This is a genomic window from Burkholderia sp. HI2714 (genome assembly GCF_002223085.1).
GTDB lineage: Bacteria > Pseudomonadota > Gammaproteobacteria > Burkholderiales > Burkholderiaceae > Burkholderia > Burkholderia lata_D.
In genome coordinates this window covers 69594-95383 of sequence record NZ_NKFM01000062.1, presented here as the reverse complement: position 1 = coordinate 95383, position 25790 = coordinate 69594, and the positions used below count along the sequence as shown (strand labels likewise).

The following is a 25790-nucleotide window of genomic DNA, read 5'->3' as shown; positions in this document are numbered from 1 at the left end:
CGTCAGCCCGCCGGCAGCATGACGACACTGTCGTGGCTCGCGGCCGCGCCCGACAGGCGCAACTGGCAATCCTTCGCGCTGCTGCTGCCCAGCGAGGTTTGCCCGCCCGCGCCTCGCGGCCCTGTCAGTTCGCGCTGCGCCGACTTGAACTCCACCCGCCCCGGCGCGCCGACCTCGATATTGCCGCCCTCCATCTTCAGGTACGCCTTCGCGGCATTCAGCAGCAGACGCTTCGGTGCCTGCAGGTTCGCCGCGCCCTGGCTGCTCGACAACACGACCGCCTGCTGTGCGGCCGCGCCAAGCGTGCCCGCATTCTGTGCGTGCAGGCGCACCGCGCCGGAGGCCGCGTGCAACGCGATGCCTTGCCCGGCGACCGGCCGCTCGCCCGCGGCGTTGCCCTGTGTATAGAACGCGATGCCGTGCGTCGCCGCCAGGGTTGTCTTGCCTTTGGCCGTCCATTGCAGATCCTGGCCGGCGCTCAGCACCGTCTCCGTTCCCGACACCCAGACCTGGCTGCCGGGCGTCACGGCGGCGAGACCGTCCGCGCCGTGTGCGACGACATGCGGATGCGACCATGCCGCTGCACTGCCGCTGCCGCCGCCGGCCTGGGCGGACGTTCGGCCGTCGCGCGTCGCGGCGAGCGCCTGCTCGCTCTGCTGCAATCCGGTCACGGCAGCCGATTGCGGCGACGTGCCGGGCCCCGCCATTGCATGCCCCGTGTCATCCTGCCCGGCGCCGACGCCCGCGGCGGGCTGTGCCGGCTCGGCACCTTGCGCGCGCGCCGCTTCCGCAAGACCGTCGAGCAGCTGGCGGTTCTGTGTCAGCACCTCGCGCGACGCGCTCGCATCCATCTGGCTGACGCCGCGCGCTGCGCTGACCAGCATGCCCGAGCCGCCGCGCAACGCGGCAGCCGCGTCGGTCGTCAACTCGATGCCATACCCGCGATCGGCCTGCCGCTGGTTGTCCTGGATCTGCTTGAGATGACCCAGCGTCAACCCGCTGTTGTGGTCCGTCGTATAAAGACGGGCGCTCGTCTCGCCGGCCGTGTCGTCGAGCAGGAACTGGCGATAGCCGCCCGTTCCTTGCTGGCTCAGTTTCAGGTCCTGCGTCTTGATGCCCGTCAGTGCCGCGGGGTGGCCGTTGCCTGCGAACCACGCGGCCGCGTTGCCGGTACTGCTGGCCGGACCGCCCGCTTGCGCGTTGTGCTGCGCATCGGCGTTGCCCTGCCCGTTGTACAGCGAACCCACCACCACCGGCCGGTCGGGTTGCCCTTCGAGCCATTCGGTCCACACCTCCTGCCCGACACGGGGCACGCTCACGCCGCCCCAGTTGTCGCCGCCGACCGGCGTCAGCACGCGCGTCCATGTGCCGGCATTGCGGTCGCCAGGCGCGTTGGCCACGTGCGGGTGATCCACGAGGCTCGCCGCCTTCGGCCCGCGCTGCGCATGGTGCTGGATCCGGACCCGGTGATCGCGATCGGTGTGAACCGGATCGCCCGCACCCACGACGATCGCCGTTTGCGCGCCCTGTACGGCCGCCACGGGATGCGAGCGCGCACCGTGCCCCCCGTCGATCAGCGGCCGGTACGTCTGTCCGGCCGGCAGCGCGACGAAGCTGTTCGCATAGACCGCTTCGTTGCTCACCAGCGGCGCGCCATCGTGCGTCCCGCTGCCGAGCGCGGCATGCAGCGCATGCGCCACGCCGTATTCGTTCACGTCGGCATCCAGCATCGGCGGTATGTCGCCGAGCGTCTGTGCGATCGCGGCGTGAACATCCGCATCGACGTTGGCACGCACGCTGTGCTGAACGCGCAGGCACACGAACGCATCCGACACCTTCAGCGCCGGATGCCCGCTCATCGCGAAGCGCATGCCCGGATGGAGCGCCATGCAGGTGCTGCGCCCCTCGCTGCACGACGCGGCGACGCGTTGCGCGTCGAGTTGCTGGCGCGCGCGCTGGTCACCGAGCGCCGCGGTCTGGAACGCATAAGGGCCGGCGACGTCACGATCTTCGCCGGCCATCGCGACGCCGTCGGCCTGCGCGCCGGTCAACCGCGTCGACAACGTGCGGTGATCCCAGCTGGCGCGTGCGACCCGGCCGATACGCCAGCGACGCGCGGTCGTGAAATGCTGGATGTTGCCCGCCGGATCGCCGTCGCTCGTCTGGTGGAAGCCGATGACCTCCGGCTTGTCCGGCATGAATGACTGGTTCGAGTCGGCGAGCACGAGCGTGTGCTTGCCGAGGCTGGACGCATGAGCGTCACCGGCATGCTCGAACCAGTAGAAGATGCCCTCTTCGGCCCACAGCCGCTGCAGGAAATCGAAGTCGGATTCGCCGGCCTGGGTGGTCAGGCTGCGCTTGCGGTATCGGGCGGGATCGCCCAGCGCCCAGCGCCACGCCGGCACCACGGCGCCCGCGGTGTGATAGCCGAAAATCTGCTCGCTGATGTCGAGCACGCTGGCGTTCATGAAATTGTAGTGATCGACGCGCTGACGGAGCACCGAGAGCCACGGCTCGACCTCGAGACGGAAGCGGGCCAGCCCGCCGTTGTAGCCGATCCGCTCCGCCGCAATGATGTGACCGTGAACGGGACGGCGGACGTCGCTGCCTTCACGCGCCCGCCATTCGATCAGGATCGTCGCACCGATCAGGCGCTCCAGCGGCAACGCCGCGTTCCCGGACAAGGCCGTCAACTGGAACCGGTAACCGCCGTGATCGACCGACTCCCACCCGAGCAGACTCTCGGCGACCAGCGCGTTCGGACCCAGCGGCGTGGTGACCCAGAGAAACCGGTCATATTGCGACCAGTCTCCAGCGAGTTTTTTCAGAACGTCCATATTTGTCGACATGAATGGGTTTGCCTCAGGTACGACGGGCGCGGTTCGCTACGCCTCGTGTCGTGGCCAACGTACGACTGCCCGCTCCCGCAAGCCGGTCAGTGAGCGCCGGCACATGGATTCCGGTCTCGCTCGGGCACTGCGATATGCACACCTCCACCTGCCTGCTTGAGCGTACAGAACGCCGCGCCATAGACCGGGCCGGCATCCCCGCCCGGAATGATCGAGACGTAGTAGGTCCGGTCGAGATCCAGTGGTTTGGGCGGCGTACGCACGATTGCACCTTTCACCTTCTGTCCATACACCAGGCATTCGCCGCGCTTCAGGTAGACGGGCCCGGCCTCGGCCGGCATCTCGAACCACCAGTAAGTCACATCGGGACTCGCCGGTCCGGTCGGTCTGGCGACACCCACGGAGCGGATCCGGATGACGCTTTCTGCCCGTTCGCCGCTCACCGGCAGGCAGGCGGCGGGGTTCCCGTCGATCTGCCTGATCTCCAGTTCGACGGGCGCCTGCGACGTTGCCATCGCGCGCGACAGGCAAGACAGCGACGCGAGCAAGCCCAGCGCGCTGCTTCGCAAGCGTGTCTGCATTCCCTGGATCCTCCCGGAACGGCTCAACAACATGATCGAGCACTCGCGGTGGCCCGACATCACCATGATCAACGCCCGGCTACGGCGCCTGGCACAACCGTGGCCACGTCATCATCCGCGGCCGGTACGCCACGACTCGGAGCCCATTGCACCGCTCAGTGTCCTGCCGGCGCGCACGGGTTCCCTTCCTGCCCCGGCGTCGCAATGCGGACACCGCCCCCCGCTTGCCTGATCACGCAAAACGCCGAGCCGTACACCGGGCCATAGTCCCCCCCCGGTAAGATCGAGATGCTGTAGAACTTGTTGATGTCCAGCGCCCTCGGCGCCGCACGCACAACCGCCCCGGCCACGGTCTGGCCATAGACGAGACACTCGCCTCGCTTCAGATAAACCGGTGGCGCACTCTCCGGAACCTCCAGCGCCCAATACGTGACAACGGGACTGACCGGGCCGGTTTGTCTCGTCACACCGACCCCACGGATCTGAATCGGGTCGGAACCCGTGTCGTCACTTGCCGGCAGGCAAGCAGCCGGTTTTCCGTCGATCTGCCTGATGTCCAGGCGAATCGGACCGTGCGACGTGGCGACCGCACAGGAGGTAAAAACCAGGCTCGATATGCATGCCACCGCACTGCTTAGCAAAATTTTCCTCATGCTTCGAATCCATTCATCGTGGCACCGAAGCCACTCGAGTTGATCAGGCATTCAAACATCACCACCGCGCGACGGCGCCTGTCTCGCTACTTCGGCAAATTGTCCGTATTCTTCGGATCCCGTAGCAATGGCGCGAGCACCCAGTTGAGTTCTTCCGGTGCGCCGACGTATCCGCGGTGAATGACCGCCTGGTATGTCTTGAGCACGTGAATTGCGTAATAATCCGCGACCAGATTTCCCTGCTGTTCCATGTTGTAGTCGTGAACAACGTTCTGAGGTGTGATGGTGTACTGATAGGCACTCTCGCCGCGAATGGTGACGGTGAGCCCGTGCCAGCGCACCGAATATCCGAGCTGGTATTGCCAGACGTGCGTCATCTCGTGCATGAACCACGCCATGTCGCCAACCGCCACCGATGCGGCGGAGAAGTCCTCGAGAAAGTCCTCGTCGCGAAAATACATGTGCCCGTTAGGAGTCACCGCGGTTCGCTTGCGCTGCATGTCGAACCAGAAGTAACTCCCCCGGTGCACCCGCACTTTGTCGTAATCGATGCTGTCCTTGAAGACGGTCCGGGCCATCTCGATCTCGCCCGCCGTCAACGGCCGATCGTGTCCCTTGACCGTCACCGTCTGCTCCGATTCGCCCAACTGAAACTGGTTCGTCTGCACGCCCTTGATCTTGACCTCGACCGGCGGCGGCGGCGTGCCCGACGTGCGTCCGCAGCAGTCCACCATCTGGGTCGGAGTCAGCAGCGCCGACAGGATCCCCAGCGGGCTCGCCGACGCCACGCGCTCGGTCTTGCCCGCGTCATCGGTCACGCCCGACGCCGTGGTGCCGTCGGCCAGCTTCAACTGATAGGCGACTTTCGATAGCGGCACGCCGTCCTCGTTGACGAATCGCAGTTGTTCGTCATAGAGCGCGAGCGGCACGGGTATCGGGAGCGCCGGCAGCACCGGCGACTGCGCGCCCGGCCCCATGAACGGATGGGCACCCGCCTTGACGGCAAACGATCCGGGCGTCTCGACCAGGATGTCCGCGCCCTTCAGCGTGATCCGGCTCGGCCCCTGCTGAAGCACGATCGCATCCTTCGCGAGCACGTCGATCCGGTCGTCCGACGACGTGATGCGCACCGACTGGTCGGCCAGGATCTGCATCGACGATGCATGCGCCTCGACGCTGACCGGCCCGTGGCCGGCCACGGCCTTGATGCCGCCCGCGGCCGCGTACACGCTCGCCGCATCGCCGGACGCACCGGCGACCGTCGCGCCGGCAGCGAGATGCGCATCGCCCTGTGCGGTCAGATGCACGTGCTTCTCCGCATACGACACTGCGCTGTTGCCGGTACTCATCACGACGTTCTGGGGCGACTCCAGCACGACGGCGGGCACCGCGAAACGCTCGACCGGATCCCCGCTGCCGCCTGCTCCGCCGGCAGGCTGCTTGGTCGCGCTCTGCCCGTTCACCGCGCCCGTGTACCTGCCGTCCTGCGCGGGATCGATCGCCTTCAGGAAATCCGCCTGCGCGGCGTTCGCCGTCAGCCGGCCGGCGGTCGCGCGTGCCGCCGATTCGTCGAGGCCCTGTGCGGTTTTCACGGCCTGCTTCAGCTGGGCAACGCTTTCTCCCACATCCATCTGCGTGGAAGCCGCTCCCGTGCGCGCGGTGCCCGACACCAGCACCCCCTCGCCCGCCCGCACGACGCCCCATCCTTCGGTCGCGAGATCGAACCCTTCACCGCGATAGGCCCCGCGAACCGCGCCCTGCTGATCGATCAGATAGCCTTGCGCCAGTCGGCTGTTCGCGACGCTGTTGGACAGTTCGTGACGCAACTGGCCCGACGAGTCGTCCATCACCCAGCGGCTACCCGCCGTGCCGTCGAGCGCCTGCGTCTGCATGCCGGTCAACACGCCCGCGTGATTCGCGCTGCTGCCTTCACCGGCTGCGAACGGGGGTTGCACTCGGCCGCCGTAAAGCTGGCCCAGCACGACCGGCACGTCGATATTTCCAGAGTCGAAGCCGATCACGACTTCCGCACCGACGCGCGGCGTAAAGCTGTGGCCGAAGTTCGGGCCCGCCGCCTGTTCGGCGATGCGCGCGAGCACGCCGGACCGATGGTCGCCGGGCGCGTGCCCCTGCGGGTTCGACCGGCTCGCGGTGTCGGTCAGCCCGCCAGGCAGCGGCGCCGTGCCACGCATCCACGGAAACTGCACGCGCACCTGATGATCGCGCGTGCTGCTCACCCGGCTCGACAGTTCGCCGACGACGGTGGCGGTCTGCACACCGTGCACGATCGGGCGATCGCGGTAAGGCGGCACGATCGGCACGCCGGGCGGCACCGCGGCAAAGCGGTTGCGATAGCGCCCCTGCTCGAGTTCGCCGTGCTCGAGCAGTTGCGCGATATCGGCGCCGAGATTGTTGACCGCCTCGTGCTCGAGTGTCAGCGGGACGAACGACACCGCCCCGTCCGAATAGCCGGTCAGCGTGTGAACCTTGCCGATCTCCAGCGTGCGCGACGAGCCGGCGCCATAGTGGATCCGCTTCGACAGGCGCAGCGCGTCGAGACGCTGCGACGCGTAGCGCTGCGCCTGATCCGACGTTTCGAAGCGGCCGGCACGCTGCGCGTCCAGCACTTCGCGCGCGGGCATCGCGGGTGCATCGCGATCGGCCTCGCCCTGCGCATGCCCGGCGAGCGCAACGAGATTGCCGGATTTCCAGCTCGCGGCGGTCACGCGATCCGGGACCAACTGGTGACGCGTGGTGAAATGGGTCATTACGCCGTCGGGGTCGCCCACGTCCTGCCGGTGATAGGCGACGGTGCTGCCTTCGGGCTGTTCGGCGCGCCGGTCGAACACCACGACGGTATGGTTGCCGGACGGCTTCTCGCCGGCGTCCTGCGCATGCTCGATACGAAACGACAGGCCGGCCTCGGACAACTGGCGCATCACGAAGTCGAAGTCGGTTTCGCGATACTGGCCACGCAGATCGAAGGTGCGCAACGGCTCCTTCAGTTCGCAGCGCCAACGCGCCTCCGGATAGTCGCCGAACACGCGCTCGCAGATGCCTTCGGTATCGAGGCCGACGAAATACAGGCAGTTGCGGCGAAGCCGGAGCAATTCGAGCCAGGAGGCCATCGTCAGCCGGTAACGCGTGATCTCGCCGTCGCTGTCGCTGTACGCGGCCCGCACGACGTAACCGTTCCAGCAGCGCTCGCCCGCGCCGGTCGCAAGACGCAGGCGGATCGCCGTGCCGAGCAGCGGATGCAGGTCGAGGAACGGCGTGCTGGACAGCACGTCGATCTCGAAACGGAAGGACTCGTCCATCGCTTCCCGGCCATGAAACCGCTCGACCGCGAATGCGCCCGGCATCGCGGTATCGAGCTGGATCTGGCGGGTCGCCTGCGAATAGCCCTTCAGTGCAGCAGCAATGTCCATGTCGTCCTCTTGCGTCACACCGGCCGCGAGGCCCGGTGCCGGTCACGCTGAATCGCTCAGTTGATCGCCTCGGCCTTCTTTCTGGCAACCCGCGCGTTCGCCTCGTCGACCAGCTCCTGGATCGAGCTGTACGTAGGATTCCTGACTCCCGATTTCTCCTGCTTGCCCTTGCCGCGCAGGAACATCCATTCCGGCCACTGCCGGATGTGATCGAAGGCGCCCACGACAAACTCGCCGCACGGCGGAACGTGCAGTTCCTCGGCGGACTTTTCGCCGGCAAGATACGCCTCCGACTCCGGACCGAACACGCGGTCCTGGCACGACTCGTGCCAGAACACCATGACGCGGCGGCGATCCGACTCCGGAAAATCATCGAACACGAAGCCATCCTTGCGGTCGGAAACGGCGATGGTGCGCAGATTCCCCTGCGCATCGCGAATGCCGACTTTCCAGTGCGGATCGTCGTTCCGGTCGTAGTCCTGCCACGGGTTGATCGCTTCCTGAAGCACCTCGCGGCTGCCGTCGCGCTTGTCCAGCTCGAACACCACCGTGCTCTTCGGGAACGCCTCCGAATGCCCGAGTTTCGGGTTGCCCTTTATCTTGACGATGCCGTTCTCGGGCACCCGCACCTCGAGCCCGTCCTTCACATGAGCCGGCTCGACACCGTCGGGCTGGTCGAACAAGGCGACCACCGGGCCCACATAGCCTTCGGGAATCACATAGATCAATGGCATGCGCCGACTCCTATCCAGTCCGGACACGATCGCCGCGAGCAGCGCGACGGCAAGCAACACGACGTAGCGCCACCTCACGCGACGCCGAGACGACGGCGGTGGCACTACTTCTTCCATAGCTTGGGATCCAGGTCTTCGCTGTCGGGCGCGCGGCCCTCGTTGGGGTTTCGATGAAGGTGATAGTCATTCCAGGCCTGCACGGTCGTGTCACGGGTGGCCGGGGGCCGCTTGAAGCTGTCCTGCAGACGTTGCCAGACGGCACCGACGTCCTCGTAGGCGGAAATATGCAACGGCGCGCCCAGCCCGCCGCTCACGCCGTCGCCGATCTTGCTGAGCGGATCGGCCGGCCACGCGACGACGTCCATGCCCGGCAGGATGACCGGCGGCCCGTCGCCCGGCACGCCGGACCATCCCGACGGATCCGGGTCGCTCATGCGGCGCGTGGGCGTGCCCGGCGCGGTCTTGATGTCGCCGATCGCAGGGTAGTCGTCGCGCCGGTCGGGTGTGCCGCCAAGCGCCTGCGTGAAGATCCACAGTTTCGATCCGAAGTTGCCGTCGAGCGTCAGTTCCACCCGCAAGACGTTGGCAAACATGATGCGCTTGTTGTCGCCGGCGAGATGGGTAGCGGGCGTGCCGATCCGCACGTGGGTCCCCAGGAACAGCTTGTTGCCCGCGGGATCCTCGATGAACGATTCGCAGTTGGGGAATCCGTCGCCATAGACCAGCATGCAGATGTCCATCCAGCGGCGCACGCGCTCGACCCTGATCCACAGATGTCCACGCGTATCGAGCGTGGGCACGACGGTCGTGTGAAGCGTATTCCAGTCCAGCCGCGAGCCCAGGAACGCAAAATTCTTGCCCCCGTACCACGACGTCACTTCGGCAATCTGTTCCCCCGCGTGCGCCTGCTCGAACGCGTTCGCATCGGCGGTTCCATCGGGCTGGTATTTCTTCTCCGTATAGGGCTCCGCACCGTCGGAGGCCCACCAGGGCCCCGACGACGTGTTGGACGCCGTGTACTTCGAGCGCCTCAGCCGGTCCTGGAACTTGTCCTTGCTGCCTGCCGCCAGATTGCACGAATACAGCTGCCACACGCGTGACGTCGCCTTGCCGGTCTGGCGCGCCAGGTAGCTCGGATGAAAGCTCTCGTCCAGCGAAAAGCCGCGCGTATCGCCGTGAAAGCGGAACCCCAGCCGCTCGAACTTCTTGTTCGGGTGAAACGAACGGATATTGACCGTGTATTCCACGAGCCTGACCAGCTCGACCGCGACCGGATGCCCGTCCTGTTGCGCCATCGGCGTGCTGTCGGTCTGGGTCAGCACCTTCGGGACGTCGACCGTATCAGCTCCAGCCATGATCGATGTCCTCGTTGCCGGTGTATTCGACCCGGATCGGCTTCGCCGCGGCCTTCGTCGAATAGGTGGCCGTCCGCCCGTCGCTGGCGCTGCTGCGTGCAGCCAGCGCATCGCCGTCCGCGCCGACCATCCGGTAGGGCAGCCCCGTCACCGCACTGCCCGTCTGTGCGTCGCGCAGCCAGTAATACTCGTTGTAGAGGCCGTGATCGCCCCACGCGCCTTTCGCCTTGTCCAGGTCGGTCGGCCCCTGGAACTGATGATCGGCCGCGTGAACCGTCAGGTTGCCCGGGCACTCGAAGGTGACGTTGCCGCCTTCGATCCGCAGCGACGCGCCGCCGCTCACCGCGAGCCGCAGTGCCTGCCCGGCGGCCAGTTCGACGTCGCTCTTCGTCGCGGCCACCGTCAGGTCGTCCTTCGCGCGCAGTGCCAGCGTGCCGTGCTGCGCCTGCAGGTCCAGGTTGTCCTTGCCCGAAATCAGGCTGAGGCCGGCGTCGCTCGCCGCGCCCGTCCCGTTCGCGCCCGCCAGCCAGCCGATGCCCTGGCCGCTGTGAACCCGCAGCGACCGGCCGACCGCCAGGTTGGTATCGCCGCCGCTGCCGACCGTCAGCGTCTCGCCCGCGGCCCACTGCAGCGCCTGGCCCGCGAACAGCCCCTGGCCGCCGCGCGCGGCGATGCCAAGCAACGCGTCGCCGGTATGCGGCAGCGCGTTGCCGGTGCCGCGTTGCACGGCGTCGGCCGTGGCCTGCTCGAACCCTTTCGCGCTCACCGTGGTCGCCAGGCTGCGCGACAGCGCGTCGAGCGGTGCGGCCTCGCCGTCGAGCGACGACTGGCCCGCCTGGCGCACGCCGCGCTGCGCGGCAAGCGGCAACGTGCGGTGCGTGTCGGCCGCCTTGTCGAAGGTGCGCGCCAGTGCCAGCTGTTGCGCCAGCAACGACTTCAGCGCCGTGACGTCGCCGGCGGGTTGCGCCGGATCCGGCGCATAGCTCGAGATCAGGACGCCGCGCGCCGCGCGCACGGCGCCATAGGCATCCGAACGCAACTCGACGCCCTGGCCGCGGAAACTGCCGAGATAGTTGTCCGCCTGGTGGCGCAGGTGGCCGAGGTTGAGCTGGGTCGCGGCGTGCGTCGTCGCCATCTGGAGGCGTCCCATGCCATCGCTGTCGTCCGTCACCAGTTGATTGTGGCCCTGCGCGTCGAATCCCTGGCTCTTGAAACCGGACAGCGCGCCCGCGTGGTTGTGCCGCTGCGCGCCCACCCCGCCGCCGTGCCACGCCGGGCTGTAACCGCCAACCTGGTTGCCCTGCGCACTCGGCGCATGATCGGCCGCCTTTGCGTAGATCGACTCGTCGAGCGGCTGGCCCGCCTCGCCGCCCGGCGTCGGCGATTCGCCGCCTTCGCCGCGGCCATTGAACAGGCCGCCCAGGATCACCGGCCGATGCACGAGGCCGTTCATGAACTGCACCAGCACTTCGTGGCCGATCCGCTGCGTCTGCTGCAGGCCATGGCCGTCGCCGGCCAGTCGCTGCATCGCGCGCGTCGCGAACACCCCCGTGTCGCCGTCCGCCTGCCAGTGGTAGCGCAGCTTCAACCGGCCCTGCGCGTCCGTGTGAACCGGGCCGGTGGCGCCTGGCTGCGATTCGCCCCGCGGCCCGACGACGATCGCGGATTGCGCGCCCAGCGCCGTCGGCACGGGATTCAGCCGCTGTCCCGTTCCGTCCTCGAGGGTGGGACGCCAGACCTGCTCGCGCGGCACACTCGTGAAACGGTTCGCGTAACCGCCGGTACCCGCTTCCTTCAGCACGCGCGGGTCGAGATCGTCCGGCGGCAGCGGGCCGAGCGTCTGCTGAAGCGCGTCCATGACGGTGCGCGGCAGGTTGTTGATCCCGACGTGCGTGACCTCGGTGAGGAGAAAGGTGTCGGGCGATTCCGCCGCGTCGCGCCCCTGTCGCCACGGCGCGTTCGCGACGCGCAGTGCCCGGCCGGCCCGCGCCGTATGCAGCGTGCTGCAGCCCGCCCAGCACCGCGCCTCGGACAGGATCGCATCGGCCTGCCGTCGCGCCGTGTACTCGGCCGCGCGCAGCGTCGTGAACGCCTCCGGCCCGACGTCGTCGTACAGTTCCCGGCCACCGGCCGGATTGCCCAGGTTCGCCGTCGCCGTCACCGACTGGTTGCTGCGATAGTCGCTGCTGATCAGCGTCAGCCGGTCGGCGGTCAGCGACACGACCTGGCCCATGCCCAGTATCACGTCGCCCGTACCAACCGCCATGCCGTTCAGGCGAAGCGGCAGGCCGCCGACACGCCGCGAGGTATCGTCCTCGGGAAGTTGCGCGCTGTCGTCGAAGACGAGCAGCGCATGGCCTGCCGGTGCGTCCTCGTCCTCGACGAAACAGAAGCCCAGGCCGGCTTCCGCCAGCACGTGGCGGACGAAGTCGAGGTGCGTGTGGGTCCGGTACTGCACGCGGTATTCGCACGGCCCGAGCGCGTCGATGCGCTGATTGGCATCGGCAGTGAAGCGCCAGCGGGCGGTACCGCGGTAGGCAGCGAATACGGTGTCGAGCACCTCGGCGACCGTCCGGTTCACGAACGTGCGCTGATCGCGGCCATGCGCGAGTGCCTCCAGCCATGGCACCAGTTGCAGGTGGTAGCGGGCCAGCGTGCCGTCATAGCCGACGCATCCGGCTTCGGCCACGAGGCCGCTGCGGGTCGTGGTCGATCCGTTCGCCAGCGTGGTGGTGATGATGACGCGCTGCCCGACCATTGCGTCGAGATCGAGCCCGGGATCGGTGGCGAGCGCATAGATGTCCCAGCGATAGATCTCCGAAAGCGCTTCACGACCGCTCCAGCGTTCGATCTGCAAGGACGAGATCGGACCCGGCCCGTCGAGTACGTGAAGACGATTTGAAGCACTGAATAGAGACGGCAGTTTCGAGTTGACATCCATGCGGGTCTCTCTCACCTGTTACGTTTTTCTATTAAATGCGCCGCGGTGCAATAAACCTGCCCTCTCGAAAGCGCGATGACGAATACCAATGAAGCCGGCCCGGCATTCGTTTTTAAAATGACACAAAAATTTAAAATTACTCTGCGCCAATTGATATAGCCCTATTTTAGGGCGCTTCGGCCAATAGAATATCATCAGCCTGATAGCAAGTGCCAACCGGGAATGGGAACTCGGATAGAATGGCGCACCAACCCTGATCTGATTTCCGCCACCGATCCGGCATGTGCCGTCCAATCGGCGGCGACGGCGGCTGCCGAGCGGAATGAATTACCGACACTCGTCATTCGGTTGCCGAAACCGCGAATTAAATACCGATCACCCGAATCGGCACATTCGAAATAGCAGGAGGCCTCTATATGACGCGCCCGTTTATCGTTCTCGGTGACATGCACAGTCATGGCGGCGTCGTGACCAGTGCGTCAGGCATCGCCAAAATCGACGGCAAGGGCATTGCGCGTCGCAACGACACGGTTACCTGCCCGCTTCACGGCGTCAATTACATCGATGAAGGCGACGACACGGCGATTATCGAGAATCGCGCGGTCGCACGGGACGGTCACAAGACGAAGTGCGGCGCAATACTGATTGCCAGCCAGTCGAATACCGGCAGCGAATGAGCACCGCGCCCGACTCTGCTGCGGATCGTCCCGGCGGGCGATCGCCGCTTCTGACCGCGATCCGGGTGGCCGCCGCGTTCGTCGTGATCTGGCTGATGGCCGCCGCGTACTGGAAAGCGACCGCCCACGTGCCGAGCGCCAAGGAACTGTTCATGGCCGGCGTCGGGATACCGCTGTTGCTCGTCATCGGGGTGGCCAGCATCCGCAAGGGTTTTGCTCCCGTGCCCGGCCCGGCGCCGAAACCCGGGCCGCAGGCTGGCAGCGCCCCGGCCGAGACATCAGGCGAAGATCCGTCGCTCAGGTGGACGTTGGCATTGCTCGACGCCAGCGTGCGCCTGCCGGCAGGCATGCATGTCGCGGACGTGCTCGCGCTTGCCCGCGACGGTCGGGTCGTCGGGCTGCACCCGACGCTGCAGCGGCTTGACGGCACGAAGGTGTTCGCCGGTACCGCCGCGTCGATCTGGCACGACGATCCCGATGACGGCATGCTGGCGCTCGACGTCATGCCGAGCGAAAGCGACGAGCAGCGCCGTGCGATGCTGCTGGCCGCCGAGGCGATCGACGAGCTGATGGCGCGCCATGCCACCACCCCTGTCACGGCACCAGGCGATACGTCGCGGAGCGCGGCACCGCCATTCGCGCTACATCTTCTGCTGCCCGAGCGCTGGCGCGCCGATGCGCCGACACTCGCGGCCTGGCTCGACCGACACCTCGAACGCGGGCACTGGCGGCCCTCGGTCGAGCCCGCACAGGTCGCTTTCGTTGCGCACCCGGTCGACGCACTCGCCGCGCTCGATGCACTGAATGTCGAGCTTCACCGGACGCACGCGACGACCCGGCATCTCGTGCTCGCATGCGACTCGACGTTAAGCCAACCGACGGTGAACGCGCTCGACCACGCCGGCCGGCTGTTTGCGCACAACCGGCCCGACGGGCAGGTACTCGGCGAAGGTGCGTGCGCGCTCCTGCTCGCACTGCCGCCGGCTGCCGGCATGCCGGACACGCCACGGATTCATCGGCTCGTGACCGCCGAACACCGCCCGTCGACCGGGCAAGCCCACGGCGAAACGGTTGCCGGGCTGCTTCGACAGGCGGTCGGTCGAATGACGGACGCCGAACCGGCCATCGCCGGCTGCGCGCTCGTGAGCGACGCGGATCAGCGCAGCAGCCGTCGCACCGAGATCGGCGATGCCGCCGCGCGCACGTGGCCCGACGACCCCGACGTCCGGCTGCGTTGCAGCCACCTCGGCATCGCGAACGGCGAGAGCGGCGGCGCGCTGGCGCTCGGCCTGATCGCCGCGGCCGGCGCGCACGCAGCCGACGCGCAACGGCCGACCCTGGTCGCTTCGATCAGCGGCCCGCTGATGCGCGGCGCCCTCGTCGTCAGCCATCACATGGCACCCGACGCGGACGGCGCCTCGCCGCCCGCGTGACGGCCGCGCGCGTTCGTCATGCGTGGCCGCACCGGCGAGAGTGGGCCGGCGCGCTCAAGTCAGGAATCCGTTGCCGGCGCAGCGCGAGCAGCGCAGCAACATGTCGCCGGTACGGCTTGAGAAGACGATCAGCTGGGTGAAACTGCTCGTTGTCACATGCAGGCGCAGCAGCCTGTCCATGATCTGCACAAATGCATGAATGCCGGTGCCCATGCCGGCGAACGCGTCTTCGTCGACGGTCAGATGAAGCTCGATGCCGCGAACGATGCCCGCGAAGTGTCGCTCGGTCACCCACGCCGTCACCGCGTGCTGCGTCAGTTTCACCACGCCGTCGATCAAACGGACCGACGCGGCCGACCGCTGCAGATCGTGCAGCGCGAGCAATTCCCGGACAGGGCCCGCGCCACCCGTCAACGACACGGCATTGAGCGACAGTTGCGAAATCAGTCGCCACTGCGCGCCGCGCTCGTGCCGCGGATGCAACGGCCGGGTTGGCCGGTGCAGCAATGCAATCCGCCGCGCAAGGCTGCCGCCCTCCATCATCAGGTCGCCCATCGGCGAACCGTAATCCAGGCGCTCGGGCAGATCGCCATTGCTGCAGGTGAGCCGGATGGCGAGCGCCGCCGGCGGCGGCCGGTGCGCGAGCGCGCCGCTCACGAACGTCAGCGTCGCGTCCGCGCCGGGACTGCCCGGCGTCGCGCGGCGAGCGAGGCCAGCTTGCCAGTAGAGCGTCTCCGCATCCCCATGCCGCCCATGGCGCAGCGAGTGCAGCGGATCGAGCGCCTCGGCCTGGTTGCCTTGTGGTAACGCCTTCACCTGAGCGACCGAATCCACCGAATAGATCGCGCATGCATGGGCGCTCTGTTCGTCGGCCTCCAGCGCGTATGCGTCGGCGGCATCCGACGTGCTCGAGCGCTCGCCCAGCTTGCCCACCGCATCGAACAGGTTGACGACCGGTGTGCAGCCGAGCACCAGGTGACGCTCGTCGAGTGTCGCCAGCGCCTGCGCGGCAGCCGATTCGGCCGGCATGTCCTTCAACACGACATGAATGGTGAACTGCCGGCCACCCAGACGGCCGGCCTGACGCAGATCGCAGTCGAAGAAGCCGAATTTTTCCGGGTACGCGAAAAACTCCGTCAGCAGCAGGTAGGCCGAGGCCGCCGACTCGGGATACGGGACGAGACTGTCCGCGCAATCCATACCTGCCACGGTGCAAGGCGTACCGTCGAGTTCGATCCACCGGCCGCCATGCGCCGGCTCGACATAAGCGCGCAGCGCTTTCATCGACAGCGCGTCGCGAAGCACCGCTGTGAATACGGGTGTGCCTTGCGTATAGAGCCGGACCGACTCCACATTCAGTTCGGCGATCGACGGATGGGCGGATTGAATCGCAAACGTCAGCGAGATCAGCGCCGTCGCGCCCGCGGGCAGGCGCAACGCGCGCGGCACGTCGGCAATGGAGCGGAACTGCGCTGCTGTCAGTTGCAGCGGCGAAAGCGTGACGTCATACGCAGTCCGGAACAATATCTTGGATCCGCGCAGCGGCCGGCTGTACAGCTGCGTACCGCGCGGCACGGTAACGGCGGCCGACATCTGGGCCGCCCGGCCGCTGTCCATCTCGAAGTGCGCGATCGAGCATGACGGAAACGCACGCAGGTAGTGCGGGTACAGCGTCTCGAACAACGCCTCGGTAAACCGCGGATAGTCGTCGTCGATGCTGCGCGCCGTACGTGCAGCCATCAACGCGAACGACTCGACCAGACGTTCGACGTGAAGATCCATGCTGCCGCTGTCCATCCCGCCGGTCAGCGACAGCCGGCTCGCGATCTTCGGATAGTGCGCGGCAAATTCACGCACGTACTGGCGCAGGAAGGTGAGTTCCCGTTCGTAATAGGGCAGCAGGTCTTCCGGGCTCATACGTCGTCGTTCTCCGTCGGCAGCGCGCTGAAGCAGATGATCGATGCGAGACGCCGCGTACGTGGGCCCGGCCGGTACCGATGCGCATCGAACACAGCATTGCGCCTGCTCTGCAGCCTCTTGCGCGTCACCGGAAACCCCCGAATAGCGGCGCGAGACGCGCGCGAGATAGCGAAACGCGACGCGAAAGCACGCCAGGCAATGCGGCATGAACAGCGTCACTGTGCACGTGCAATCATGTCCGGAACCTGTTCGTTTGGCAACGCAGTCAGCGCGCCGCAAGCACCCGCGAACCGCCGCACGTCGCGCGCCCACCCGCCACGACAAAGCCCGGCGCACGCTCGTGCGCCGGGCTCGCGAACCCGAACGGAAACTTCGCCCGCCTTACTTCCGGTCGAGCGAATACCGCCCCGGCCCGGTCAGCGCGAGCAACAGCAACCCGCCGATGATGCTCACGTTCTTGTAGAAGTTGATCATCGCCATGTATTGCTCCATCCCCTGCAATGCCCAGTAGCGATGGCCGATCAACGCGGTCGCGAGCGTATAAGCCGCGAACACGAGTGCGAGCGGACGCGTGTAGAAGCCGATCGCGATCAGCAGGCCACCGGCCAGCTCGACCGCCACCGCGATCGCGGCTGCCAGTTCGGGCGCCGGGTTCCCCGTCGACGCCATGTACGCGACCGTGCCCGAGAAGCCGTTCAGCTTCTGCCAGCCGAACAGCACGAACAGGATCATCAACAGCACGCGAGCCGCCAGCAGCAGCTCGTCCTTCTTCGACTCCAGTGAAACGTAACGCATGGCAATCACCCTTGAATTGACGGTTTGATGCGTCCGGTGCCGAATACGCGCCGAATCGGCGCGCCAGGTCGGCAACGAACCACTCCTCGCACACTCGGACAGCAAGCCGGCTGGCCCGCCGCCGAAGAATCCGCCTGGTCGCGCCGCTCCTGGCGCGCTCCGGATCGGTTCTGGCGAAGCACGGGTGCAGTCTACTGTCTCCCCGGAAATCATCAATCCGTCAAAACAAGATTCGCTGTCACAATTAAGTGGACAATCGAGCGAAACAAGGCCGCCACGCGGCAGCCATGAATCCGATCAAATGGATCTGCCCTTATGTTGCAAGGACATGAAAACCGCCCATTCATATCCGGCTTCCGTATCCTCATAGGCCACATCGAAGTATTGCAATCGCTATTCGACGATATGTTACGTGTACAAATCTGCCATCTGTGAATTAATTTTTAAACTCGACTCTCTTTCCAATCGACGAAGCCCCCCTGTTCCGGAAAAAAGACGTCTGGACTGGAAATGCGTATTGGCAAACGAAAATGTTTCACGGGCAAGCGGGTTGATGTCGTCCGCGGCGGATTCCGTCGCGCGGGCAAGGATTTCGGCCCGAAAGCCGTCGGGAAGAACGCCTTCCGCGCACTGTCGATCGATCCGGTGTTTAGCCGAGCAAGCGAAAAACTGATCAAACATTCACGCTCTCTGCAAGCTTTCAATTCCAGTCAAAATCCATTAATAAATAAAATCAAAATGATGCGCTTACGGCAAAAAATCCAAAACCTTTAACCCCCACTCCACCACCGCATTTCCATCTACACATTCCCCAAAAATCATTACAAAAAATTACTAATTAATGCGGATTTAAATATACGATAGCGCACGACCTTACGTTTTCCCGACAACCCCATGACTTCCGGAACGCGTCGCTCCGGACACGGCCCGCAGGCGCATCGCTGCAGGCCGTCGACAGCCGCTCGTCACGGGATCGCTTTTCAACCGGAGCCCCCCATGGCAACGAACATGCCTGTGAACAGCAGCGCGAACACGAACAGCCTGCTGCAACAGGCGGCGCAATCGATCATCAACGGCTCGACCGGCAATCCGTCGATGGATGTCGGCTCGCTCGTCACGACGCTGGTGAACGCGAAGACGGCCGGCCGGGCCGCAGCGCTCGCCGCGTCGCAGCAGACCGGCACCACACAGATTTCCGCATTCGGCGCGCTGTCGTCCGCGCTGGGCGCGCTCGAGGCGGGCCTCGCCACGCTGGCGAATGGCGGGCTGCAGTCGACGTTCACCGCGGTCGCGAGCGGCAAGGGCCTGACCGCGACGCCGAGTGCAGGCGCGGTTGCGGGCACCTACACGGTCGGCGTCACGCAGATCGCGACCGCGCAGGCGCTGGCTTCGTCGGGCTTCGACGGGAAGAAGGCGCTCGGCACCGGCACACTGACGCTGTCGCTCGGCAGCCAGTCGTTCAAAGTCGACGTCAACGGCACGAACAACACGCTGCCAGGCATCGCGGCCGCGATCAACTCGGCAACGAACAACCCGGGGATCAGCGCGACGGTCATCAACGGCACCGACGGCGCGCACCTCGTGCTCGCGTCGTCGAAGACGGGCTCGGCGAGCACGGTCAGCGTCGCGGTCGGCAACGTGGCCAACGACAACGGGCTGTCGAACCTCGGCGTCACGTCGACGGCCGACACGACGGGCGGCCCGTCGAAGATCGACTCGGCGAACAGCGCGGCCGCGTGGCGGCAAAGCGCCGTCGCGCAGGACGCGAAGTTCACGGTCAGCGGCATCGCGTCGACGAGCGCGAGCAACACGGTGTCGGGCGTGCTGAACGGCGTCACGCTGAACTTGTCGGCGGCTGCGGTCAGCGCAACCGATACGCAGACGCTGACGGTCAGCCCCGACACGAAGTCGCAGGCGGCCGCGATCACGAATTTCGTGAACCTGTACAACGCCGTCGTCAAGACGACGGGCGCGCTGTCGAGCTACACGCCAGGGGCGAGCGCGCAGGGTCCGCTGATCGGCGATTCGACGCTGCTCACGATCCGCAACTCGCTCGCGTCGATCATCGCGCGCGGCGTTCCCAACAAGAACGGCGACGGGCACACGAACCTGACGGCGATCGGCGTCTCACTCGAGAAGGACGGCACGCTGAGGGCCGACAGCGCGAAGCTCGACAGTGCGCTGACCAACAACCCGTCGGGGGTCGCGCACCTGTTCAATTCGACGAACGGGATAGGCAAGCAACTGACCGACCGGATCGCGACCTTCACGAAGCGGGGCGGGATGATCGACCTGCGCACGAACGCGCTGGGCGCCGACCTGAAACGCATCACGCAACAACAGACGAATCTGGCCGACTACGCCGCGCAACTGACCAAGCAGTACCAGACGCAGTTCACGGCACTCAACGCGCTGATGGCCAAGATGAACTCGAACCAGCAGTACCTGACGCGGCTGTTCGGCGGTGCCAACAGCAGCGGCACGCTGGCGAGAAAGTGACGAGCGTCCGGGCCGACCGACGATCGTGGTGGCGGCGGCCGGCCAATGGGCCGACCGGCTCGCGCCGTCGCGCATGGTGTCCCGCCTGGAAACCTCACTCACGCCCGGCAGTGCGCGAGCCTGCGCCGGGTTCGGTTCCCCGTCTCGCACCGTCAACCTCGGACGGCAACGCACGCACGATTACGCGGCGATCCGCCTCCGGAAATGCTCGGTGCCAGCCACGATCTTGTCGAGCACCGCATCGAGCGCCCAGAATCGCTCGCGCACGTCGTAGTCGATCACGCGGCAACGGATCGACGCGAAGGTGCCGATTCGCTGGTGATAGAGCTTCGCGAGCGCCGGGTACCCGAGCGCCTCCGACACCGCCGAGACGACGAGGAACGTCGACAGCTCGTCGGCCAGCGCCGGATTCGACGCCCCTTGCGTGCGCAACCACCGGTACAGGTCCGGATGGAAGTTCGTGAACACGCCGTTGAAGCCGGCGGAACCCGCCTTCATCGCATCCCACGCAATCGCGGCGTTCGCGTTGAGGATCTTCAGCGGCGAGCTCTCGGCGAGCGCGACCCGCCGCTTCACCGTCTCCAGGTCGCAGCTCACGTCCTTGAGCATCACGAAGCGGCCCGTATCGATGCACGCGCGCAGTTCGTCATCCGACAGCAACCGCCGGTAAGGCGCCGGACATTCGTACAGCCCGAGCGGCAGGTCCGACGGCAAGCGCGCGAGCAGCCGGTGCAGATGGTCGAGCAGCGCGGCACTCCCCTTGCGCTGCGGATCGAGGCGATTGGTCACGAGCACGACGCCCTGCGCGCCCGATTCGGCCGCCGCGCACAGCTCCTCGACCTGCGCGTCGAGATCGTCGCTGATGTGCCCGGACGCGACGACGGGCACGCGCCCGGCCACCCGCTCGACCACGAAGCGCGCGAGTTCCGCGCGTTCGGCCAGGCTCAGGAACTGCATCTCGCTCGACTGCGCGACCGCGAACAACGCATCGGCGCCGTGCGCCAGATACCATTCGATGAGCCGCTCGAGCCCGGCGTAGTCGATCGCGCCGGCGTCGTCGAACGGCGTCAGCATCACCGGGACGATGCCCTCGATGGTCACGTTCGATTGCTGCGGGTGTTGCATCTGTTTCTCCTTGCTTCAGTGAATGCGTGGCGCATACCGCGTGCTCAGGCCGGCAACGGCCCGGGCGCGGCGTTCGCGGCCTGCTCGGGAATCGGCTTGCGCACCAGCAGCAGGTAGGCCATTGCACCGGCGAAGGCGATCGCCGCGGCCGCCAGCAGCGCCGGCACGAACGACCACTTCTGCGCAATGATGCCCGTCAGGATCGGCGCGAGCGCGCCGCCGATGAAACCGCCGAAATTCTGGATCGCGCCGAGCGACGCGATGCGGCTCGGCGGCGCGGCTGCCGTCGCGAGCGCCCACGAGCAGGCCGACGCCGCGTTGGCGAGAAAGATCACGACCGAAATGCACGCAAGCGCCACCGTGTTGCTCTGTACGAGCGCGGCGGGAATCGTGAACGCGACCATCCCGAGCATCGCGACCACCACCGCATTGCGCCGGCTCACCACCGGCGAACGGCTGCGGCGCGTGACGAGGTCCGACAGCCAGCCGGCCAGCAGCGAGCCGACGAATCCGCACAGGAACGGTACCGACGCGGCAAAGCCGGTGCGGATCAGGCTCATGTGCCGTTCCATCGTCAGGTAGCCCGGCAGCCAGGTGAGGTACACCCAGTTCAGGTACACGGAACCGAAATAGCCGATCAGCATCCCCCAGGTCGTGCCGTGCGAGAACAGGCCGCGCCATTCGGCGAACGTCAGTTTCGGCGCCGCCACCGCGCTTTGCGCGTCGGCGTCGAGGTAATTGCGCTCGGTGGCAGTCAGTTGCGCGCGCACCGGATCGCGATACAGCGCGAACCAGACGACGGCGACGACGAGACCGGCTGCGCCCGTCGCGATGAACGCCCAGCGCCAGTCGAGCGACGCGACGAGGATCGACAGCAGCAACGGCGCGAGCGCGGTGCCGAGCGGCGACGCGGCGTTGAAGATGCCGGTCGGCGTGCCGCGCGCACGCAGCGGAAACCAGTTGCTCACCACCCGCGCGGCCGACGGGAACTGCGGCGCCTCGCCGATGCCGAGCACGATGCGCGCGACGATGAACCAGCCGAAGGTCGATACGATGCCGCCCGCCGCTTGCGCGATCGACCACACGATCAGGCCGATCCCGAGCAGCCGGCGCGGCCCGATGCGGTCGACCAGCCCGCCGACCGGGAACTGGCACAGCGCATAGCTCCACGAGAAGGCCGACAGCAGCAGCCCCATCTGCGCGAGCGACAGGCCGAGATCAGCGCGGATCGCCGAGCTCGCGACGGCCAGCGTGCCGCGATCGAGGTAGTTGACGATGCCGCTCACCATCAACAGCGCGAGCGCGATGCGTTGCCCGCGCCGGATACGCGGCGGTGCAGGCGGAACGGTCGGGGTTTCGTTCATTGCGGTTGTCTCCATGTCAGTGATATGGGCCGGTTCCGGCCTGTCCGTCTGATGCGGAATTCAGCATTCCAGGCGCGCCACTTCGTCGTGCGTCGGAATCGAGGTCTGCGCGCCGTAGCGCGTCACGCTGATCGCGGCCGCGCGCTGGCCGAAGCCGATCGCGTCGTCCATCGACGCACCGCCCGCGCGAGCGGCCGCGAACCCGCCGACGAAGGTGTCGCCGGCCGCGGTCGTATCGACGGCGACCACCGACATCGCCCGCAGGCGCCCGTTGCCCGCACCGCCGCGCCAGCACACGCCGCGCGCGCCGAGCGTGACCAGCACGTTGCCCACGCCCTTCGCGCACAGCGCATCGGCGGCGCGCAAGGCGGACGCATCGTCGCCGACGGCGATGCCGGTCAGCGACTCGGCTTCGGTTTCGTTGACGACGAGGTAGTCGACCCGTGCGAGCAGCGCGTCGAACAGCGGCTGCGCGGGCGCGGGATTGAGCAGCACCGGCGTGTGGTGTGCGGAGGCACAGGCGATGGCGCGCGCCACGGTAGCGACCGGCACTTCGAGCTGGCTCACGAGCATCGCCGCCCCGGCGATCGCTTCGCGCGCGGCGTCGATCCGGTCGGCATCGAGATGCGCATTCGCGCCGGGCACGACGACGATGCTGTTCGCGCCGCCCTCGCCGACCGTGATCGTGGCCACCCCGGTCGCGGTGCCGCCGATCCGGTCCAGGTGCGTCAAGTCGATGCCCTCGGCCGCCAGCGCGTCGTGCAGGCGCGCACCGAACGCGTCGTCGCCGACGCAGCCGATCATCGCGACCGACGCACCCAGGCGCGCAGCGGCGACCGCCTGGTTCGCCCCCTTGCCGCCATGGACGGTATGGAAATCGGTGCCGAGCAGCGTCTCGCCCGGCACCGGCAGGCGCGGCGCACGTGTGACGAGGTCGATGTTCACGCTGCCGACGACGGCGATGCGCGGGGGATAGGCGTAGCTCATTTCCAGATGTAATCGCTTACATTTGCGACGGACAAAAAGGCCGGAATGGCCGTCGTCGATGAAAATTTCACGATATGGATAGAATATGGGTCTGACATCATACGAAAGTACGTCAAGATAGCGCTTACATTCTCACAGGCTCGAGCGAGAATGCAAGCGGCGCCACCACGAATCGAGGGTAAACATTGACGCATTTGACAACTCGTAGCGCCGCCATCGCCGCTATGCCTGGAGACAGCCGATGAGCTCGCCCCCGTCCCGCGCCGGTGTCCCCCGCGCGCGTCGCGGCAGCGGCCGCTCGGTGCTCGGCGACGTCGCGAAGCTGGCCGGCGTATCGACCGCGACCGTTTCGCGCGTGTACAACGATCCCGGCAAGGTCTCCGCCGACGTTCAGCAGCGCGTGCGCGATGCGGCGCGCACGCTGAACTGGATTCCGAATGCAGCGGGTCGTGCACTCGCGTCCACGCGTACCCACATCACGGGCGCGATCATTCCGACGCTCGACGACCAGGTGTTCGCATCGCAAGTCGCGGGCATGCAGACGGTCATGGCCGAGCACGGCATCACGCTGTTCCTCGGCTGCTCGAACTACGATCCCGCGCAGGCGCTGGACCAGGTGCGTGCGATGCTGTCGCGCGGCGTGGAAGCCGTGTCGCTCGTCGGCGAAGCGTATCCGCCGGAACTATTCGAACTGCTTGCGATGCACCGCGTGCCGTACGTCGTCACTTATGCGTATCGCGACGACAGCCCGCACTGCTGCATCGGCTTCGACAACCGCGCGGCGTTCGCGCGGCTCACCACCCACCTGCTCGATCTCGGCCATCGCGATTTCGCGATCATCATGCAGCCGTCCGCCGACAACGACCGCGTGCAGGCCCGCCTGCGCGGCATTCACGACACGCTGGCCGCGCGCGGGCTCGCGGTGCGTCCCGTCCATCAGCACGAAGGTGCGGCCACGATCGCGTTCGGGCGGGCGAGCCTGCGCGCGATCGCCGACAGCGACGCGGCCACGCGGCCGACGGCCGTGATCTGCGGCAACGACGCGCTCGCACTGGGCGCGTTGCTCGAGGCGCAGGCGCTCGGCATCGACGTGCCCGCGCAATTGTCGATCACCGGGTTCGACGACATCGCGCTCGCGCGCGAGATCCAGCCGCCGCTGACGACGATGTGGGTCGACACCAACGCGATCGGGCGCCAGGCCGCGCGGGCCTTGCTCGACGCGCTCGAAAACGGCGCAACGGGGCCCGGTCATGCGGTGCTGCCGGAGTTGCGCATGCGTGAATCGGCTGCGGCGCCGGCGCAGGTTCGGCCAGGACGTAAAAAATAAAGACGCACCGGGCGGCTTCGGCTGCCCGGCTTGCCCGTCACTGCATCACGTCGACCGGCAGCGTCTTGTCGAGATTGTCGTGCCACGCCTGGATGGTCTTCGGCACGTTTTTCTTCCACGCCGGCACGTTCGTGTAATAGCGCATCCGGACAGCGTTCTTCGCGTCGAACACAAGCAGCCCGATCCACAGGTCGTTGCCGCGGCGCATCACGATCGCGGCATTCGTCGTCGCGATGCCGCGCACCCAGTACGAATTCACGTGCGCGTTCAGCCCGTCGAGATCCTTCTCGTCGGCGCTGTAATTGACGTTGTCGACGAGCGTCTGGTAATCGGCGCCGAGCAGCTTGTGCGCGGTCGCGTTCTGCGTCGCGTCGTCGACGACCTTGAGGCTCAGCAGGTCGGCCGCCGGTTTGGCCTGGAACTGCGACGCGGTCACATACTGGCCGCCGTAGACAACACCCGAACCCGCACCGCAATCGACATCCGCGCCGTGCTGCGTGACGCCGATGCGCCCGCCATTCCGTTCGAAATCGAGCCGGCATTTGTCCTTGCGGTAGGTGCCGCTGTCGCCGTGCAGCACGACGTCGCCATCGAGGCCGCCCGTATTCGCGCCGTTGTTGCCGCCCAGCTCGAAATGCAGGCGCGGCGCCGTGCCGGTGAACGTCAGCACGCCGCCGAACGACGGATTGTCACTCGTCATGTACCACGTCTGCTGCCAGCGGTCGGCGGCCAGCGGCTTGCCGTTCAGGCTCGCGAGCCGTTCGCGGTAGCGATCGCCGAGGCACTGCCTGTCGCCGCCGCACCGGTCGCGCTGTTTGAGCCACTTCAGCTGCGCGGCTTTCAGCGCGGCCGTATCGCCGCCCTTTGCGAGCGCCTGCTTCCACGCCGCCGCGAGATCGCCGTCGAGCTTCGACAGCGCGGCGTCCGCGCAGATCGCCTTCTCGGTTGGCGAAGCAGCTTTCGCGCAGTCGAAGCCCGCGGCATGCGCGGCGAGCGGCAGCAGTGTCAGCAACGCGGCGGCTGCGATGGATCGCAAACACGCATGTGATGCATCACGTGCGGGAGTCGCGGTTTGCCCGCGCGCATTCTTTTGGTTCTGGATGGTCATCGGCTTGACTCGTC

The 25790-nt window shown here is 66.8% G+C and carries 18 protein-coding genes; 5 read left to right on the top strand and 13 right to left on the bottom strand.

The genetic code is table 11. From position 1 onward, the window contains the following. Positions 1 to 2 precede the first annotated feature (2 nt). The 7 genes from CFB82_RS34125 to CFB82_RS34095 form a co-directional block, all read right to left on the bottom strand. On the bottom strand, positions 3 to 2849 hold the full coding sequence (locus tag CFB82_RS34125; protein ID WP_089486831.1) for a type VI secretion system Vgr family protein: 2847 nt from the start codon (positions 2847 to 2849) through the stop codon (positions 3 to 5). An 86-nt stretch (positions 2850 to 2935) separates the two neighbouring features. After that, entirely contained in the window at positions 2936 to 3430 is a 495-nt protein-coding gene (locus CFB82_RS34120; RefSeq protein ID WP_089487023.1) for a hypothetical protein, read from the bottom strand. A gap of 155 nt (positions 3431 to 3585) precedes the next feature. Beyond that, positions 3586 to 4083, bottom strand: a complete 498-nt coding sequence (locus tag CFB82_RS34115) for a hypothetical protein (protein WP_089486830.1) — start codon at positions 4081 to 4083, stop codon at positions 3586 to 3588. Positions 4084 to 4169: 86 nt separating this feature from the next. Beyond that, on the bottom strand, positions 4170 to 7511 hold the full coding sequence (locus tag CFB82_RS34110) for a type VI secretion system Vgr family protein (RefSeq protein ID WP_089486829.1): 3342 nt from the start codon (positions 7509 to 7511) through the stop codon (positions 4170 to 4172). A gap of 56 nt (positions 7512 to 7567) precedes the next feature. Beyond that, positions 7568 to 8305, bottom strand: a complete 738-nt coding sequence (locus CFB82_RS34105) for a hypothetical protein (RefSeq protein WP_256990594.1) — start codon at positions 8303 to 8305, stop codon at positions 7568 to 7570. 44 nt (positions 8306 to 8349) lie between these two features. After that, on the bottom strand, positions 8350 to 9567 hold the full coding sequence (locus CFB82_RS34100) for a hypothetical protein (protein ID WP_256990592.1): 1218 nt from the start codon (positions 9565 to 9567) through the stop codon (positions 8350 to 8352). Between the two features lie 19 nt (positions 9568 to 9586). After that, a complete protein-coding gene (locus CFB82_RS34095; RefSeq protein WP_089486826.1) occupies positions 9587 to 12541 on the bottom strand; it encodes a type VI secretion system Vgr family protein in 2955 nt (984 codons plus the stop codon). A 416-nt stretch (positions 12542 to 12957) separates the two neighbouring features. Here CFB82_RS34095 and CFB82_RS34090 point away from each other — a divergent pair, with 416 nt between their 5' ends. Then, on the top strand, positions 12958 to 13218 hold the full coding sequence (locus CFB82_RS34090) for a PAAR domain-containing protein (RefSeq protein ID WP_089486825.1): 261 nt from the start codon (positions 12958 to 12960) through the stop codon (positions 13216 to 13218). After that, entirely contained in the window at positions 13215 to 14651 is a 1437-nt protein-coding gene (locus tag CFB82_RS34085; protein WP_089486824.1) for a hypothetical protein, read from the top strand. Before CFB82_RS34090 ends, CFB82_RS34085 begins: the two co-directional genes overlap by 4 nt. Before the next feature lie 54 nt (positions 14652 to 14705). Here CFB82_RS34085 and tssF read toward each other — a convergent pair whose 3' ends face one another. Next, on the bottom strand, positions 14706 to 16568 hold the full coding sequence (gene tssF, locus CFB82_RS34080; RefSeq protein ID WP_089486823.1) for a type VI secretion system baseplate subunit TssF: 1863 nt from the start codon (positions 16566 to 16568) through the stop codon (positions 14706 to 14708). Between the two features lie 384 nt (positions 16569 to 16952). Continuing rightward, on the bottom strand, positions 16953 to 17366 hold the full coding sequence (locus CFB82_RS34075; protein ID WP_069249841.1) for a DoxX family protein: 414 nt from the start codon (positions 17364 to 17366) through the stop codon (positions 16953 to 16955). A gap of 510 nt (positions 17367 to 17876) precedes the next feature. On the opposite strand from CFB82_RS34075, the gene CFB82_RS42615 reads away from it, so the two are divergent. Both CFB82_RS42615 and fliD read left to right on the top strand, forming a co-directional pair. Further along, positions 17877 to 18140, top strand: coding sequence for a hypothetical protein (locus tag CFB82_RS42615; protein WP_143751005.1), 264 nt, complete (start codon positions 17877 to 17879; stop codon positions 18138 to 18140). A 222-nt stretch (positions 18141 to 18362) separates the two neighbouring features. Next, positions 18363 to 19865, top strand: coding sequence for a flagellar filament capping protein FliD (fliD, locus tag CFB82_RS34070; RefSeq protein WP_089486822.1), 1503 nt, complete (start codon positions 18363 to 18365; stop codon positions 19863 to 19865). A 180-nt stretch (positions 19866 to 20045) separates the two neighbouring features. On the opposite strand, the gene CFB82_RS34065 is transcribed toward fliD, so the two are convergent. From CFB82_RS34065 to rbsK, 3 genes are read right to left on the bottom strand one after another with little or no spacing between them, the layout of a single operon-like run. Further along, the gene (locus CFB82_RS34065) at positions 20046 to 20990 is read right to left on the bottom strand and encodes a dihydrodipicolinate synthase family protein (RefSeq protein ID WP_089486821.1); all 945 of its coding nucleotides are present in this window, start codon (positions 20988 to 20990) and stop codon (positions 20046 to 20048) included. Positions 20991 to 21034: 44 nt separating this feature from the next. Next, the gene (locus CFB82_RS34060; RefSeq protein WP_089486820.1) at positions 21035 to 22354 is read right to left on the bottom strand and encodes an MFS transporter; all 1320 of its coding nucleotides are present in this window, start codon (positions 22352 to 22354) and stop codon (positions 21035 to 21037) included. Positions 22355 to 22414: 60 nt separating this feature from the next. Continuing rightward, positions 22415 to 23341 (bottom strand): ribokinase, encoded by a 927-nt coding sequence (gene rbsK / locus CFB82_RS34055; RefSeq protein ID WP_089486819.1) that lies wholly within the window; start codon positions 23339 to 23341, stop codon positions 22415 to 22417. A 241-nt stretch (positions 23342 to 23582) separates the two neighbouring features. Between rbsK and CFB82_RS34050 the strand changes: the two genes are divergently transcribed. After that, a complete protein-coding gene (locus CFB82_RS34050; RefSeq protein WP_089486818.1) occupies positions 23583 to 24668 on the top strand; it encodes a LacI family DNA-binding transcriptional regulator in 1086 nt (361 codons plus the stop codon). A 37-nt stretch (positions 24669 to 24705) separates the two neighbouring features. On the opposite strand, the gene CFB82_RS34045 is transcribed toward CFB82_RS34050, so the two are convergent. Continuing rightward, entirely contained in the window at positions 24706 to 25776 is a 1071-nt protein-coding gene (locus tag CFB82_RS34045) for a lysozyme inhibitor LprI family protein (RefSeq protein ID WP_256990589.1), read from the bottom strand. Positions 25777 to 25790: the final 14 nt, after the last annotated feature.

What these genes read in the sequence shown, in the direction of transcription:
- CFB82_RS34115 (WP_089486830.1), bottom strand. Translation starts at nt 4,083, where the DNA reads ATGAGGAAAATTTTGCTAAGCAGTGCGGTGGCATGCATATCGAGCCTG.
- fliD (WP_089486822.1), top strand. Translation starts at nt 18,363, where the DNA reads ATGGCAACGAACATGCCTGTGAACAGCAGCGCGAACACGAACAGCCTG.
- CFB82_RS34060 (WP_089486820.1), bottom strand. Translation starts at nt 22,354, where the DNA reads ATGAACGAAACCCCGACCGTTCCGCCTGCACCGCCGCGTATCCGGCGC.
- CFB82_RS42615 (WP_143751005.1), top strand. Translation starts at nt 17,877, where the DNA reads ATGCGTATTGGCAAACGAAAATGTTTCACGGGCAAGCGGGTTGATGTC.
- CFB82_RS34120 (WP_089487023.1), bottom strand. Translation starts at nt 3,430, where the DNA reads ATGCAGACACGCTTGCGAAGCAGCGCGCTGGGCTTGCTCGCGTCGCTG.
- CFB82_RS34065 (WP_089486821.1), bottom strand. Translation starts at nt 20,990, where the DNA reads ATGCAACACCCGCAGCAATCGAACGTGACCATCGAGGGCATCGTCCCG.
- CFB82_RS34125 (WP_089486831.1), bottom strand. Translation starts at nt 2,849, where the DNA reads ATGTCGACAAATATGGACGTTCTGAAAAAACTCGCTGGAGACTGGTCG.
- CFB82_RS34045 (WP_256990589.1), bottom strand. Translation starts at nt 25,776, where the DNA reads ATGACCATCCAGAACCAAAAGAATGCGCGCGGGCAAACCGCGACTCCC.
- tssF (WP_089486823.1), bottom strand. Translation starts at nt 16,568, where the DNA reads ATGAGCCCGGAAGACCTGCTGCCCTATTACGAACGGGAACTCACCTTC.
- CFB82_RS34075 (WP_069249841.1), bottom strand. Translation starts at nt 17,366, where the DNA reads ATGCGTTACGTTTCACTGGAGTCGAAGAAGGACGAGCTGCTGCTGGCG.
- rbsK (WP_089486819.1), bottom strand. Translation starts at nt 23,341, where the DNA reads ATGAGCTACGCCTATCCCCCGCGCATCGCCGTCGTCGGCAGCGTGAAC.
- CFB82_RS34050 (WP_089486818.1), top strand. Translation starts at nt 23,583, where the DNA reads ATGAGCTCGCCCCCGTCCCGCGCCGGTGTCCCCCGCGCGCGTCGCGGC.
- CFB82_RS34095 (WP_089486826.1), bottom strand. Translation starts at nt 12,541, where the DNA reads ATGGATGTCAACTCGAAACTGCCGTCTCTATTCAGTGCTTCAAATCGT.
- CFB82_RS34085 (WP_089486824.1), top strand. Translation starts at nt 13,215, where the DNA reads ATGAGCACCGCGCCCGACTCTGCTGCGGATCGTCCCGGCGGGCGATCG.
- CFB82_RS34090 (WP_089486825.1), top strand. Translation starts at nt 12,958, where the DNA reads ATGACGCGCCCGTTTATCGTTCTCGGTGACATGCACAGTCATGGCGGC.
- CFB82_RS34110 (WP_089486829.1), bottom strand. Translation starts at nt 7,511, where the DNA reads ATGGACATTGCTGCTGCACTGAAGGGCTATTCGCAGGCGACCCGCCAG.